General features: G+C 66.1%; 12 protein-coding genes, 2 tRNA genes and 1 riboswitch. Of the genes, 5 read left to right on the top strand and 9 right to left on the bottom strand.

Going from position 1 to position 14,002, the window contains the following annotated elements; genetic code table 11:
* Positions 1-39: 39 nt before the first annotated feature.
* A complete protein-coding gene (dctA, locus tag HZY97_RS03335) occupies positions 40-1,350 on the top strand; it encodes a C4-dicarboxylate transporter DctA (RefSeq protein ID WP_180140550.1) in 1,311 nt (436 codons plus the stop codon).
* A 78-nt stretch (positions 1,351-1,428) separates the two neighbouring features.
* Positions 1,429-1,650, top strand: a riboswitch (cobalamin riboswitch).
* A gap of 184 nt (positions 1,651-1,834) precedes the next feature.
* Entirely contained in the window at positions 1,835-3,784 is a 1,950-nt protein-coding gene (locus tag HZY97_RS03330) for a TonB-dependent receptor (RefSeq protein ID WP_180140548.1), read from the top strand.
* 297 nt (positions 3,785-4,081) lie between these two features.
* On the opposite strand, the gene HZY97_RS03325 is transcribed toward HZY97_RS03330, so the two are convergent.
* The 4 genes from HZY97_RS03325 to HZY97_RS20890 form a co-directional block, all read right to left on the bottom strand.
* Positions 4,082-4,158: transfer RNA gene (locus HZY97_RS03325), tRNA-Pro, on the bottom strand.
* A gap of 50 nt (positions 4,159-4,208) precedes the next feature.
* Positions 4,209-4,285: transfer RNA gene (locus HZY97_RS03320), tRNA-Ile, on the bottom strand.
* 26 nt (positions 4,286-4,311) lie between these two features.
* Positions 4,312-5,295, bottom strand: a complete 984-nt coding sequence (locus HZY97_RS03315; protein ID WP_306670044.1) for a polysaccharide deacetylase family protein — start codon at positions 5,293-5,295, stop codon at positions 4,312-4,314.
* 37 nt (positions 5,296-5,332) lie between these two features.
* Positions 5,333-7,510 (bottom strand): HAMP domain-containing sensor histidine kinase, encoded by a 2,178-nt coding sequence (locus HZY97_RS20890; protein WP_257214858.1) that lies wholly within the window; start codon positions 7,508-7,510, stop codon positions 5,333-5,335.
* Between the two features lie 181 nt (positions 7,511-7,691).
* Here HZY97_RS20890 and HZY97_RS03305 point away from each other — a divergent pair, with 181 nt between their 5' ends.
* The gene (locus tag HZY97_RS03305; protein ID WP_180140546.1) at positions 7,692-8,153 is read left to right on the top strand and encodes an Lrp/AsnC family transcriptional regulator; all 462 of its coding nucleotides are present in this window, start codon (positions 7,692-7,694) and stop codon (positions 8,151-8,153) included.
* Between the two features lie 55 nt (positions 8,154-8,208).
* On the opposite strand, the gene HZY97_RS03300 is transcribed toward HZY97_RS03305, so the two are convergent.
* Entirely contained in the window at positions 8,209-9,459 is a 1,251-nt protein-coding gene (locus tag HZY97_RS03300) for a hypothetical protein (RefSeq protein WP_180140544.1), read from the bottom strand.
* 274 nt (positions 9,460-9,733) lie between these two features.
* On the opposite strand from HZY97_RS03300, the gene HZY97_RS03295 reads away from it, so the two are divergent.
* Together HZY97_RS03295 and HZY97_RS03290 are read left to right on the top strand one after the other, a co-directional pair.
* Positions 9,734-10,243: a hypothetical protein gene (locus HZY97_RS03295; protein WP_180140542.1), complete on the top strand. Its 510-nt coding sequence runs from the start codon at positions 9,734-9,736 to the stop codon at positions 10,241-10,243.
* On the top strand, positions 10,243-10,707 hold the full coding sequence (locus HZY97_RS03290) for a hypothetical protein (RefSeq protein WP_180140540.1): 465 nt from the start codon (positions 10,243-10,245) through the stop codon (positions 10,705-10,707). The genes HZY97_RS03295 and HZY97_RS03290 overlap by 1 nt, the downstream gene beginning before the upstream one ends.
* Here the strand turns inward: HZY97_RS03290 and HZY97_RS03285 are convergent.
* The 4 genes from HZY97_RS03285 to HZY97_RS03270 are packed head-to-tail and all read right to left on the bottom strand — an operon-like array spanning position 10,664 to position 13,650.
* On the bottom strand, positions 10,664-11,143 hold the full coding sequence (locus tag HZY97_RS03285; protein ID WP_180140538.1) for a glutathione peroxidase: 480 nt from the start codon (positions 11,141-11,143) through the stop codon (positions 10,664-10,666). The two genes, HZY97_RS03290 and HZY97_RS03285, sit on opposite strands and share 44 nt — an antisense overlap.
* Entirely contained in the window at positions 11,140-11,736 is a 597-nt protein-coding gene (locus HZY97_RS03280; RefSeq protein ID WP_373684278.1) for a GNAT family N-acetyltransferase, read from the bottom strand. The genes HZY97_RS03285 and HZY97_RS03280 overlap by 4 nt, the downstream gene beginning before the upstream one ends.
* On the bottom strand, positions 11,733-12,407 hold the full coding sequence (locus HZY97_RS03275) for an ABC transporter ATP-binding protein (protein WP_180140536.1): 675 nt from the start codon (positions 12,405-12,407) through the stop codon (positions 11,733-11,735). The genes HZY97_RS03280 and HZY97_RS03275 overlap by 4 nt, the downstream gene beginning before the upstream one ends.
* Positions 12,400-13,650, bottom strand: a complete 1,251-nt coding sequence (locus tag HZY97_RS03270; protein ID WP_180140534.1) for a lipoprotein-releasing ABC transporter permease subunit — start codon at positions 13,648-13,650, stop codon at positions 12,400-12,402. The genes HZY97_RS03275 and HZY97_RS03270 overlap by 8 nt, the downstream gene beginning before the upstream one ends.
* Positions 13,651-14,002: the final 352 nt, after the last annotated feature.

The following is a 14,002-nucleotide window of genomic DNA, read 5'->3' as shown; positions in this document are numbered from 1 at the left end:
CGCGCTCCGCTATGCCGGGGCGAATATGGGGGAGAGGATATGAGCGCAGTCGCAACCAGCCATGCCGGGCCGCCGGCCAAGCCGCAGCGCTGGTGGCAGATGCTCTATGTCCAGGTGCTGGTCGGCATCGCCACCGGCATCCTCGTCGGTGCGCTCTGGCCGGCTGTCGGCGCCTCGCTGGAATGGCTGGGTCTCGCCTTCGTCAACCTGGTCAAGATGATCATCGCCCCGGTGATCTTCCTCACCCTGGTGACCGGCATCGCCGGCGCCCGCGAGTTGGGCTCGCTCGGCCGGGTGGTGGTGAAGGCGCTGGGCTATTTCCTGTTCTTCTCCACCCTAGCGCTGATCCTCGGCCTGATCGTCGCCCATGTCGTCCAGCCCGGCGCCGGCATGCACATCGACCCGCACAGCCTGAGCGAGGCCAAGGTCGCCGGTTTCGAGAAGCAGGCGCACGAGACCAGCGTCACGGGTTTCGTGATGGCGATCATCCCGACCACTTTGGTCTCCGCTCTGACCGCCGGCTCGATCCTCCAGGTGCTGTTCGTCGCCATCCTGTGCGGCATTGCGCTGGCCAGCATCGGCGAGCGGGTGCGCCCGCTGGTTGATCTGCTCGAGCTGGCCTCGGAGATGGTGTTCCGCATCGTCGCCCTGCTGATGCGTGCCGCCCCCATCGGCGCATTCGGTGCGATGGCCTTCACCATCGGCAAATATGGCCTGACCGCGCTGCTCAGCCTCGGCGGGCTGGTCGCGACCTTCTACCTCACCTCGCTCCTGTTCATCCTCGGCGTGCTGGGCATTGTCTGCGGGCTGAACGGCTTCTCGATCGTCAAGCTGCTGCGCTACCTCAAGGAGGAGCTGCTGCTCGTCCTCGGCGCTTCCTCTTCCGAAGCCGCCCTGCCCGCGCTGATCGACAAGCTGGAGCGCGCCGGCTGCGACAAGGAAGTGGTCGGCGTGGTGGTGCCCGCCGGCTATTCGTTCAACCTCGACGGCACCAATATCTACATGACGCTCGCAGCGCTGTTCATTGCCCAAGCGACCGGGGTGCAGCTCTCGCTCGGCGACCAGCTCATCCTGCTCGGCACCGCGATGCTCACCTCGAAGGGCGCCGCCGGCGTCACCGGCGCGGGCTTCGCCACGCTGGCGGCGACGCTGATGGTGGTGCCCTCGATCCCGGTGGCCGGCATGGCGCTGATCCTGGGCGTGGACCGCTTCATGAGCGAATGCCGCAGCCTGACCAACTTCATCGGCAACGCCGTGGCGACGATCGTCGTGGCACGCTGGGAGGGCCGGCTCGACCGCGCCGCGCTGGCCCGTGCACTGAGTGGCAAGGCAGACACACTCCCGGACTGAAAACGGAGCGGAAACCAACCGGCATTGTATTATCCCGCGCGATTGCCCTAAGGGCCCGCCGTGGAGCGGCCTGGCCGCCCCGCATATGATCGCGCCGGTGCCCCGCAAGGGGCTTAATAGGGAATGCGGTGCGGACGGAGCCCCGTCCAAATCCGCAGCTGTCCCTGCAACTGTAAGCGGTGAGCGCGATGCACAGGCCTCCATGTTCATGGGGGCAGCCACTGGATCGAGAATCCGGGAAGGCGTGCATCAAGCCTTGACCCGCGAGCCAGGAAACCTGCCTGCGCTTGGTCGCTCTCGCCTTGGCCCAGGGGATGGTCACGGCACGGTATGCTCCGTCTGAGCGACGACCCAAGCGGCTGGAGCCGCTTCGGTGCCGCGCGTCAGGGGTTCCAGCGCCCGTCTGCGTGTCCGGCATCGGCCGATGCGCGTCCGCGCCCCGGCAGGCTCCGGCAGTCGTCACGGCGCTGACCGGGGGATACCCATGTTGAAGACCAGTTTCGTCTCGCTGATCGCGATCGCCGCCGCCACGCCGGCTTTCGCCCAGACCGACACCCAAGCCGCCGCCAACGATCCGCAGGACGCGATCATCGTCACCGCATCGCGCTCGGGCGAAGGCATTGAGCTCAAGGACCTGCCGGCCTCGGCCACGGTGATCGACGCCAAGGCGCTCGACGACCGCCAGACCCGCTTCGTCTCCGACGTCCTGCGCAACGTGCCCGGCGTGGCGGTGAACCGCACCGGCGGCACCGGCAGCATGACCCAGATCCGCATCCGCGGCACCGAGGGCAACCACGTTCTGGTGCTGATCGACGGTATCGAGGCCGCCGACCCCTATCAGGGCGAATTCGACTTCGGCACGCTGATTGCCGACCCCTCCGCCCGTATCGAAGTGCTGCGCGGCCAGCAGAGCTCGCTCTACGGTTCGGACGCGATCGGTGGCGTGATCAGCTATACCACGCTCTCGGGCACCGAAGCGCCGGGCGTCTCGGTCCGCGTCGAGGGCGGCTCGTTCGGCACCGTCAGCACCGCGGCGCGCATGGCCGGCGTGTCGGACAAGTTCGACTATGCCGTCTCGGGCACCTGGTTCCACACCAAAGGCACGCCGACCGCGCGCGGTGGCACGCGCGACATCGGCTCGGACAATGTCGGCACCACCGCCAAGGTGAACTGGAAGCCTTCGGACAATTTCAAGCTGACCGGCGTGCTGCGCTACAGCTACACCAACGCCGAGACCAACGACAGCGAGAGCAATCCGGCCAGCCCGACCTTTGGCTATACCGTCGACACCCCGGGCACGCGCTTTTCCAATGATGCGTTCTATGGCCTGCTCGCCGCCGAGCTGACTGCGCTCGACGGCCGCTGGACCAACACGCTGACCGGTCAGTTCGCCGATACCACCCGCACCGGCTACACCACCTCCGGCGTCGGCTATGGCGACAAGGGCCAGCGCTACAAGGGTTCGTTCGTCTCGAGCTTGCGCCTGGACACCGGTGCGCTCGTCCACCGCATCACCGGCGCGGTCGATGTCGAGCGCGAGCAGTTCCGCAACACCACGCCGGGATCGGGATCGCCCTTCGACGCCTTCACCGGCAAGCGCACCACCGACAATCTCGGCCTGGTCGGGCAATATGAGCTGACCGCGGGCGGCTTCACCGGCGGCGCATCGATCCGCTACGACGACAATAATCGCTTCGCCGACACCACCACCTGGCGCGTCCAGGCCGGCTATCGCCTGCCGACCGACACCCGCGTCCACGCCGCGTACGGCACGGGCGTGAAGAACCCGGGCTATTACGAGCTCTATGGCTTTTCGGACGGCAAATATATCGGCAACCCGAACCTGAAGCCGGAGAAGTCCAAGGGCTGGGAAGCGGGCATCGATCAGAGCTTCCTGGGCGGCAAGGCCGAGATCGGCGCGACCTATTTCGATTCGACGCTGACCGACGAGATCTACACCACCTATCCGGCGCCGCTCTTCGTCGCCACGCCGTCCAACCGCGCAACCGACTCGAAGCAGCACGGCGTGGAAGTGACGGCAGCCCTGACGCCGGTACCGCAGCTGCGCTTCGACGCGGCCTATACCCACCTGATCGCCAAGGAAAACGGCGTCACCGAGGTGCGACGCCCCGGCGACATCGCCAGCGTCAACGCCACCTTCTCGAGCACGGACGAGCGTTTCTCGACCACGCTGACGGTGCGCTACAATGGCCGGATGACCGACGTCACCTTTACCGACCCGACCTATGCGACGTCGCCGGTCGTGACGCTCAAGGCCTATACGCTGGTCAACCTCAACGCCCAGTACAAGCTGAGCCCGCGTTTCTCGGTATTCGGCCGGGTCGAGAACCTGTTCGACGTCGATTACGAGGAAGTGTTCAGCACCGCGACGCCGGGCGCCGCGGCCTATGGCGGCGTGCGCGTCGCTTTCTGATACTAGCGTGCGCCGTCGGCTTAGGCTGACGGCGCCACGTCCGCGGAGCGCGGCGGGATCGTGCGCCAACCGCCGATCCCCTTGCGCATTCGCACGCCGCAGTGCCGACACACACTTTCAAACTGCCAGTTTACTTCGCGCGCCCTGCCGCGCGATCGCTTGTGCTTGCCTGCTATGCAGAATGGGAGGCGCAGAATATTCATGCGCCGCCCGATAGGTGCAAATCCGGACAGACCCACCCGATCGCGACAGACGCCGTCCACGCGACGACGAACTTGACCGGCTGCGGAAAAGAAATGGTCGGGGAGACAGGATTCGAACCTGCGACATCCTGCTCCCAAAGCAGGCGCGCTACCGGACTGCGCCACTCCCCGACGCGGATTGCGGCCCTAGGCGGTACGAGGCGCCGACACAAGGCCAATGCTGGTGGGCCCGGCAGGACTTGAACCCGCAACCTAGCCGTTATGAGCGGCCAGCTCTAACCAATTGAGCTACAGGCCCCCCAGCAACCCGGCACTAGCGGAAGGTCAGGCCGGGCCGCAAGCCGCCGCAACAATCTCATCCACAGATGCGGCCCGCACCCCCGACCGGTCGAGCAGCGCGAGCATCTCGTCCCACCAATGCAGGAATGCCGCCAGGTCCGCCTGCGTGCGTACATAGGGCGTGTGGCCGGGCTCGACCGAGGGGGAATGAAAGGCGAAGTTGAGGAGCTGCAGTCCCTCGCCCAGCGCGATGCGGACGGCCTCCTTGGCTTCGTGCAGCGGCATGTCCTCCGGCGTCAGCGCCACGCGCGAGAGCAGCCCGAGCCGAGCCGCTATGCCAATCCCGCGCGGCAAGCGGCCGAGCCGCCGATGCAGTCCTGCCCCGCGGCGACGCAGGTGGCCGGTGAACACGGTGCTGAACGGCAACTCGATCAGCCCCGCCCCGAGGTGGAAGGCAGGATTGGACACCGCAGTGAAATCGGGGCCACCTTCCGCCGAATAGTCGTAGCCCGCGCGCATCGAGCTATCGATCCGATAGCCGAGCTCGGCGAGCAACGCCGGCGTGTCCGGGCCGATCCCGTAGCGGCCGGCGCGATAGACGATCGGGCGCTTGCCGAACGCCCGAGTCACCTGATCGGTAAGCGCCACCAGCTTGGCGCGCTGCAAATCGAGCGGGAGGTTGCCGGTGAAGCTGTTGAACCCGTTCACTTCTTCCTCGAGGGGCGGGTTCACCCAGGGATGGAGCTGCGTGCCGATCGCCGAGCGGCCGTCGGCCATCAGGCCGCCCAGCACCTCGATCGCCAGCGGTGAGGAAGCGACGGGATAGTCGACGAGATAGGTGAGCGGCACGCCCGACGCGGCAAAACGGGCATGGACGGGCGGCAGCGCGGCGAGATGGCCGGTGCCGTCAGCGTCCGAGCGCAGCGGAGCGCCCCAATCAAACTCTTCCTCGGTATCGACGAAAATGGTGAAGCGCGTGCCGAAATCTTCCGGCCACTGCACCCGCGCGCCCGGATCGGGCACCGGCACGCGATAGCCGCCGCGTCTGGGAGCCCCCTCTCCCACGTCAGTTCAGATGTGCCTGGCCCACCTGCTCGTTTACGGCGGCCGGAAGCCGCAAAGTCAAGCTCTCCGGCCCGATCACCAGCGCACCGCCCAGTTCGCGGGCGAGGTTGCGGGCAAGACGCAGTGCGAAGCCGGTGCCGAGAAGCGTGGCGTCCTCGCGTTCGTCATCGATGTCGAGCACCTGATCGCCTGGATAGTCGGCCAGCGCCTGGGGGCGATCGATCGTGATCGCTACCTTATCGGTGCCTTCGGCCGCCATATGGACGCCGATGCGCTCGCCCTGCCCGCTCGCCGAGACGAGCGTGGCGAGGAGCCGGGCCAGCAGGCGCTCGACCGCGCGGCGATCGCCAGTGACGGCGAGGTCAGCGATCGGCAGCGCGATCACCGAGCCGCGCAGCTCCGAAAGCGGCGCAAGATCGTCAACGATCATAGCCAGGACCGGGCGCAAGGAGATTTGGCCGGGCACGAGCGAGAGCGCCGCGCTATCGATACGCGCGGCGAGATCGATGTCGTCGATCGCGCCGAGCAGTTCGCGCGCCTGGGAACGGATCACCTGGGCTCGGTCACGATAGGCATCCCCTACCGGGCCAAGCATCTGGGCCTCGATCATCTCGGCAAAGCCCGCAATCGCATTGGTCGGCGTGCGTAGCTCATGGACGAGCTGGCGTAGCGAATCGGCGGGCATCGACGGGCCGGTGGCGGTGCGCACCGGCTCGGCGCGTTCGTCGACGCGCGGGCGCCGTGCGGTGCCACGATAGCCGGTGAAGCGGCCATTGGCGGGGTCGAAGACCGGGATCGCCGAGATCAGCCAGTCGCCCGCCGCGTCCGACTCGCCCTCGACGGCAAGGCGGGCATTGGAGAAGCCGGCGCGGCGGCGGAAGGCACCCGCGGCAACGCCGTCGACGCGCGAAGCTTCGATCGCGCCCGGGCTGGCCTGGCTATCGAGCGACACGCCGACCAGCGGCGCGCGGCTGACGCCATCGACCCAGCGGATCATGCCCTTGGCATCGGTCTCGAAGCGGAATTCGTCGGCGGGGCGTAGCGCAGCCGGCTCGACCGGACCGGTTTCCTCACGATGGCGCCAGAATGCATCGATCCGCGCAACGACTTCGGCGATCTCGAATGTGCCGTCGTCCTGCGTCCCGCCTTCTGCGAGTTGCTGCGCATTCTGCGCAACCAGTGCATCCCCGTAATCCATGCCAGGACCCTGCGCGTCGGGTCGGGGCGGCGCAATCGCTTCGGCGGAAACGAGTGACTCGCCTGTCCCGGATTGGATCGGGCGGATCGGATTTTTCGGGGTTTCAACGGCTTGCGCCGCCGCAGCGCTCAGCGACGGCGCAAGGCCGGCGAGCGCGACAAAGGAAAGATCCTCGGCTTCGACTGCGGGCGCGATTGCGCCCTCAGGCTCGATCGCCACGACGCTTTCGTCCGCACTATCGACAACCGAAGGGGCGGGCTGGCCCGGCTCCGGCAACCGGGCGAGCAACGCGGAAAGGCTCTGGTCGCGCGCCGGCGTCGTGGCACTCCAATAAACGACCGATCTGGCTTCGGTTTCTTCGACCGGTTCGGGCTCGGGCTCAGGCAGGGCGATCGCTTCTACCGCTTCGGGTGCCGCCACTTCGACCGGCTCAACCTCGGCGGGGCCCGCATCGACGACTTCGGACCAGTCGATCGCAACCGCCTCGACGATTTCCTCAACGACGATTTCGGTCTCCGGCGGCGCGGCTTCGGCCGGCACTTCCTTCACGGTCTCGTCGCGCAGCACGAAATCGATCGGCCCGAAACTCTCGAGCGCACGGCGCACCACGGGGCTCAGGTCGCGCCGGTTGCGCAGCACGGCGCGGCCAGCGGGCGCGAGCTCGGGCAGAAGCTGGATCCATTCGGCGGAATTCATCCGGGCGCTGCGCAGCACGGGCAGTGCGACCTGAAGCTCGTCCAGGCCGAAAAGACGGACCAAAGGCGGTGGCGGATCGGCGAATTCGAGCGCGCGGGCGCTGGCGGCGCGGACGGGCAGCGGCACCGAATCGCGGATCGAGCGAAGCACGCCCATCGCACGACTTCCCGCCACTGCACGACGACGTCCGATCAGATCGACGAGCTGGCGCCATGCGGACTGGACGCCATAGGGCGTGCTCAAATCCGAAGCGAGCACGGTCTCCAATGTGTCGTCGAAGCGCAACGCGTGCCCACCCTTTACCCGACGCTGCAACGCGCGCCGTAACGAATCCTTAACCCGCCAAACGCCCGTTCGGAACCGTCCATTTCGGCACGTCGCATTGTGGGACAATTGCGTTGCGACGTAATTATATTATGTCTAAACGCAACACACGGAAACGAATCAAAAGCCAAAAGGAACATAAATGCGATTCGACGACATCGACGTACGGATTCTCGGCCTGCTGCAGGATAATGGCCGGATGACCAATGTCGAGCTTGCCGAACGTGTTGGGCTGACGGCGCCGCCGTGTCTCCGGCGCGTCCGCGCACTCGAGCAGCAAGGCGCAATCACCGGCTATCATGCCGCCCTCGATCCCGCCGCCCTGGGCTACAACCTCACGGTATTCGCGATGGTGAGCCTGAAGAGCCAGGCGGAAGCGGACCTGCGCGCCTTCGAGCAGATGATGGCGGAGATTCCAGAAGTCCGCGAATGTCACATGCTCAACGGCGAGATCGACTTCATCCTGAAGATCGTCGCGCCGGACCTGCAGAGCTTCCAGCACATCCTGACCACGCGCCTCACCCCGGCGCCGAATGTCGAGCATGTGAAGACTTCGCTCACCATCCGCACGTCCAAGGCGCTGCCGGGCGTTCCTGTCGCCTGAAACGAAAAGGGGCGGCACGCGGCCGCCCCTCCCATTGCTTCCGCCGAAGCCGCGCTCAGCTGAGCGGCGGCGATTCGAGCGAGACCTGCCAGAGCAGCGCGACGTTGACGAACGGGCCGGTCTTCACCGACGCGAACGCCGTCTTCGCCTCATCCTTGCGGCCGAGACGGCTCAGCGCGATGCCGCGGTGTAGGTTGATCTCATCCGCATTCGCACCGCCCTTGGCGAGCGCCGCATCATAGAGCTGCAGCGCACGGGCGTTGTCGCCGGCGGCGAGCAGCGCATCGGCGTTATCGACGCCACCCTGCTTGACCAGCGCGTCGAGCGACGGGCTGCTCTTCACGCCGGCCTGGGCCGCACCATAGATCTTGGTGGTGTCCGGATCGGTAGCCGGCAGCTTACCGGCCTTGCGGCCCTCATCGATCACCGAGATCGACTCCCAGGGCAGGCCCGAGGACTGCGCGACATAGGCATAGTCGGCATAGTCGCCACGATCGGCCAGCGCATTGGTGCCGCGGCGCAGGCGATACAGGTCGATGCGCTCGATCTTGGCGTTGCGATCGGTGCCCTTGGCGCCCTGGCCGAGCACTTCCATCGCCCAGCGCCAGTTCTTCACCGTCGGATAGTCCTTCAGATAATAGGCCAGCCAGTCCGCGGTGGCATCGCGGTTGCCACTGGCATTCACCTTCGGGATGGCGAACTGATACCAGGCTTCCGGCGCCTTCTGGCCGCTCGCCTTGGCGAACTCGATCGAGTTGCGCGCTTCGGCTGCCGCCTCGACGTTCTTGCCCATGGCGGCATAGGCGTTCGCCATCATCAGCGAGATATCGATGTTCTTCTCACCGAGCTGACGCGCCTTGGTCATGTAGGTGATGACGTCGGGGTACTTCTTCGCCGAATTGGCGGCCTTGCCCTGCAGGAAGTTCAGGCGCGCGGTGTAGGGACCGACATTCTCCGGCGGCGTGCGCGGATTGCCGGCAAGCACCTGGAGCGGAATCGCCTGGCCGGCTTCGTTGCCGCGGCCCAGCTCGAGCTGGAGGCGCAGCCATGCCGAATAATATTTCTCGTCGTCATTCTTCGCCACGGCTTCGGCGGCGACGATCTGCGGCTCGGCGGTCGTCCAGTCCTTGGCCTTGACCGCGACTTCAGCGGCGGCGGCAGCCTTGCGGAAGTCGTCGCTCACCTTGAGCGCGTTCGGGTCGGCCTTCTTGTCGTCCTTCTTCTGCGCAGCCGCCGGCGCGACGGTAAGCGCAGTGGTGCCCAGCGACAGCACGGCGGCCAGCGCCAGCTTGGAAGCGAAGTTCATGCGAAACTCTCCATAAACGGGGAAAGAGCGGGGGGCTTTCGGGGCACCTCTAGTTGCCCCTCTCGCCCCGTTCAAGCCGATCCCCAACGCCGATGCCGCGTTTGCGATGAATGTCGTTTTAACAACCGTCCCATGACGGGCTGCCCAGCTCGTCCCACGCACGCCTCGTCTCGCGTCAGAAACGCCCTGCCGCGCATATTTTGGTTGATGTGCGTTAACCCTGTGGATAAGTTTGTGGACAGTCAGCGTAACGCGTTGCGTTGGAAGGGGTAAAATGGGTTCGCTATATCTGGGGTGCGCGCTTTGCGAAGTCGACGCCGACGGCAATGTCCTGTTGGCAGAACCCACCGCCCGGGCGCTCGGCCTCCCCTCGGCGGACGAACCGCTGTTCCTTTCCACGCATGAGCGCGACCAGTGTCTGGTCGGTTATGCGAAATCACATCTGGGCGAGATTCGCACGCGCACCGAGCGCTGGCGGCTGGCCGACGAGGATGCCGGGCGCGACGCCAGCGCGCATCACGAGCGGATGCGCCGGCTGTTCGGCATCGTCGAGGTGGCGCCGCGCAGCGAGCACGGCCTGCTGCTCCCCACGGTGATGCGCCATCTTGGCCGAATCGAAAGCGTTGCACTGGTCGTCGGCGCGGGCGACCGGTTCGAGATCTGGAATCCACAGCTCGCCGTGGCCCATACCGATGGCCGCTTCCGCGAGCTTGCCACCTGGCAGGTGACGCACCGCCATGCCCCGCGCGCCGGCAGCCGCCGCGCCCGCCCGGTCCGCCGCTGATGGGCGCGCTGCGCTGCCATCTGCTCGGTCACGCCGCGATGCCGACTCATTATCGCAATGGCGAGACCGAGTTCTCGATCTGCATCCGCTGCGGCGATGATCTGCTTCGGCCGATCGACGCCGAGGAATGGGCGGAGGTCCCCGCCGGCCAGAAAGTGGTCTGGCGTCGTCGGGCGACCGGCGCCAGCGCCGCAGCTGTGGCCGAGCGCATGGCCCTGGCCCCTGCCCCGCGCCGGCATCGTCCGCGTGACGGCAGCGCAATCGAATTCGGCCAGCGCCGCGCTCGACCGCACCGGGCCGGCGCAGCGATGCTGCTCGGCCTCACCAGCCGCTTCGTGATGGCAAGCATCTTCGATGGGCTGCGTCGCCCTGCCCGGCCGGCACCGCAGCCGGTGCGTCTGTTGCCGGCGCCGGGACGGCTTACAGCAGCTTCTCGATCTCGGGGCCAATCGCGTCGGGGCTAGTCGTCGGCGCGAAACGCTCGACCTTGTTGCCGCTGCGATCAACCAAGAACTTGGTGAAGTTCCACTTGATGCCCTTGCTTCCCAGCACGCCCGGCGCCGCCTTTTTCAGTGCTTCGAACAAGGGTGCGGCATTGTCGCCATTGACGTCGATCTTGGCATAGACCGGGAAGGTCACGTCATAGCTGAGCGAGCAGAAGTTCGCGATCTCCGCGGCGTCACCCGGCTCCTGCGCGCCGAACTGGTTGCAAGGGAAAGCGAGCACGGAAAAGCCGCGATCCTTGTACTTGCGATAAAGCGCTTCGAGGCCCTCATATTGCGGAGTGAAGCCGCATTTCGAGGCGGTGTTGACGATCAGCAGCACTTCGCCGGCGTGATCGGCGAGCGTGGTCGCCTCGCCACCCGGCATGGTGACGGGGATATCGGTGATCGCGGTCATGCGGTCTCTCCTTCATAGCGCGCCATCAGCAGCTCGATATTACGGCGAACGCCCGGCCATTCATGCGCGAGGATCGAATAGACCACGCTGTCGCGCATATGCCCTTTCAGGATCAGATGGCCGCGCAGCACGCCGTCGAGCCGCGCGCCGAGCCGCTCGATCGCGCGGCGCGAGGCGTGGTTGAGGAAATCGGTGCGAATCTGGACGCAGTTCACCTCGAGCCCCTCGAAGGCGTGGCGCAGCAGCATGTATTTGGCTTCGGTATTGAGTCCCGTGCGCTGGACACGCGGAGAATAGAGCGTCCCGCCAATCTCGAGCCGGCGATGCCCCTCGCTCATCCGCATGAAGCGCGTGACGCCTGCAATGCGCCCTTCGGCGTCAACCACGGTGAACGGCAAGGCACGGCCGGCGGCGGTGTCGCCTTCGATCCGGTCCATCCAGCCATCGATGCTCGTATCGTCGGGCACGGTGGTGTGGAAGAGCTGGTGGAGCCCTTCGAAAGCCTGCAGCAGCCCGGCTCGATCTTCGCGCAGCATCGGGCGCAGCGTGACGTGACGCCCCGAGAGGGTCGGCACTTCGCGCCAGCCGCTCACTCGAGATGACCTTCATGCAGCCGCACCACCCGGTCCATTCGCGCGGCTAGGCGCTCATTATGGGTGGCGATCAGCGCAGCCGAGCCCTGGGTGCGGACCAGGGAAAGGAACTCGGCGAGCACCTTGTCCGAAGTCGCCTCGTCCAGATTGCCCGTAGGCTCATCTGCCAGCACCAGCGCCGGCTTGTTGGCGAGTGCGCGGGCCACGGCGACGCGTTGCTGCTCGCCGCCCGAAAGCTGGCTGGGCCGATGCGTCAGCCGGTGCCCAAGGCCGAGCGCGGAGAGCAATTCCTCGGCGCGCTTGTCCGCATCGGCGCGGAGCGATCCATGGATCATCTGCGGCAGCACGACATTCTCGAGCGCGCTGAAGTCGGGCAGCAAATGGTGGAACTGGTAGACGAAGCCCAGATGATCGCGGCGCACCGCCGTGCGGCCCTGACTGTCGAGCTGCGCCGCTTCCTTGCCGACGATGCGGATCGATCCCTGGAACCCGCCCTCGAGCAGGCCGACTGCCTGAAGCAAGGTCGACTTGCCCGATCCCGAAGGCCCGAGCAGCGCGACGATCTCGCCCGGCTGGACGTCGAGGTCGACGCCGCGCAGCACTTCGATCGTCTCGCCACCCTGATGGAAGCTGCGCGCGAGGCCGCGCGTCTGGAGGACGGCGTCACTCATAGCGCAGCACCTGTACCGGATCCGTGTTCGCCGCCTTCCAGGCGGGATAGAGCGTGGCGAGGAAGCAGAAGATCATCGCCATCACGCAGATCCCGACCGTCTGGAACGGATCGGTCTTGGCCGGCAGCTCGGTGAGGAAGCGCATCGAGGGATCCCAGATATTCTGCCCGGTAACCAGTCCGATGAAGCTCACCACCTGCTCACGGAAGGTGATGAACAGGAAGCCCAGCACCCCGCCCGCGGCTACGCCGAGCGCGCCGATCGTGGTGCCCACGGTAACGAATATCCGCATCAATCCGCCGCGCGTGGCGCCCATCGTGCGCAGCACGGCGATGTCTCGTGTCTTCGAGCGGACCAGCATGATCAACGACGAGACGATGTTGAAGGCGGCGACTACCAGGATGATCGACAGGATGGTGAAGGAAACCGTGCGATCGACAGCCAGCGCCTCGAACAGCTCGGCGTTCATCGTCCGCCAATCGGTGACCTGGCCCACGCTGCTGACCTTGTCGTTCAGCGGCTGAAGTATCTCGCCCACCCGGTCCGGATCGCTCGTCTCGAGCTCGATCATCGATACGCCGTCGCCGAGCAGGAGCAGCGTCTGCGCATCCTCGATCGGCATGATCGCGAACACCTTGTCATAGTCGTAGACGCCGATCTCGAAGATCGCGGCGATCTTGTACTTCACGATTCGCGGCATGGTGCCGAACGGCGTGGCCGCGCCGGCAGGATTGAAGATCGAGATCTCGCTGCCCACCGTGGCGCCCAGCGCCTCCGCCAGCCGTGAGCCGATCGCCACCTGCTCTCCGCCGGGCTTGAGGCTCTTGAGCGAGCCGACCACTTCCTTGCCCTTGAGCGTGTGGTTGCTGAGGATGTCCTCCATCCGCATTCCGCGCAGCTGGATGAACTCGGCGCGGCCGTTATAGGTCGCGAACAGCGGTTGCTCGATCAGCGGGACGGCGCTGGTCACGCCGGGCGTCTTCTTCGCCTCTTCCAGCACCGTGCGCCAGTTGCGCAGCTGGCCGCCATAGCCCTGCACCACGCCGTGCCCGTTCAATCCGGTGATCTTGTCGAACAGCTCGGCGCGGAAACCGTTCATCACGCTCATCACCACGATGAGCGCAGCGACGCCCAGCATGACTGCGACAAGGCTGAACCCGGCGACGACGGCGATGAACGCCTCACTCCGCCCGGGCAACAGATAGCGGCGGGCGATCATCCGTTCGTAACGTGAAAGCAGCATGCGCGTCTGGTAACTCGCCAGGAGGGTGCCCTGCCGACGCTCTACGGGGTGTAACGAATTCCCGCAACGGCTGCGGCAAATTCCTACTGCGAACCGCTATGTTGCCGATTCAACACAGGGTGCGACCAATCTGCGCCTAGCCTTTGTAATGCCAGTGACAAAAGCGGTTCCGGCGCCTAGCAAAACCCTCGTCGAAGCGCAGGCGAAAGGCCGTGGTTCGGGGAGGTTCCAAGTCCCGCTCGTAGGCAAGTACGAGTGTGTGGGCATGGACCTGACAAAGGGGGCTGACGAGCATTCGTCACGCAGGCGCTCGGATCGGAAACGGTCCGGGCGTTTGCCGTTTCAGGGCTCC

Source organism: Sphingomonas sp. R-74633, from assembly GCF_013416555.1.
GTDB lineage: Bacteria > Pseudomonadota > Alphaproteobacteria > Sphingomonadales > Sphingomonadaceae > Sphingomonas.
The sequence above is the reverse complement of the archived record's forward strand: the minus strand, read 5'-3'. Positions and strand labels throughout refer to the sequence as shown.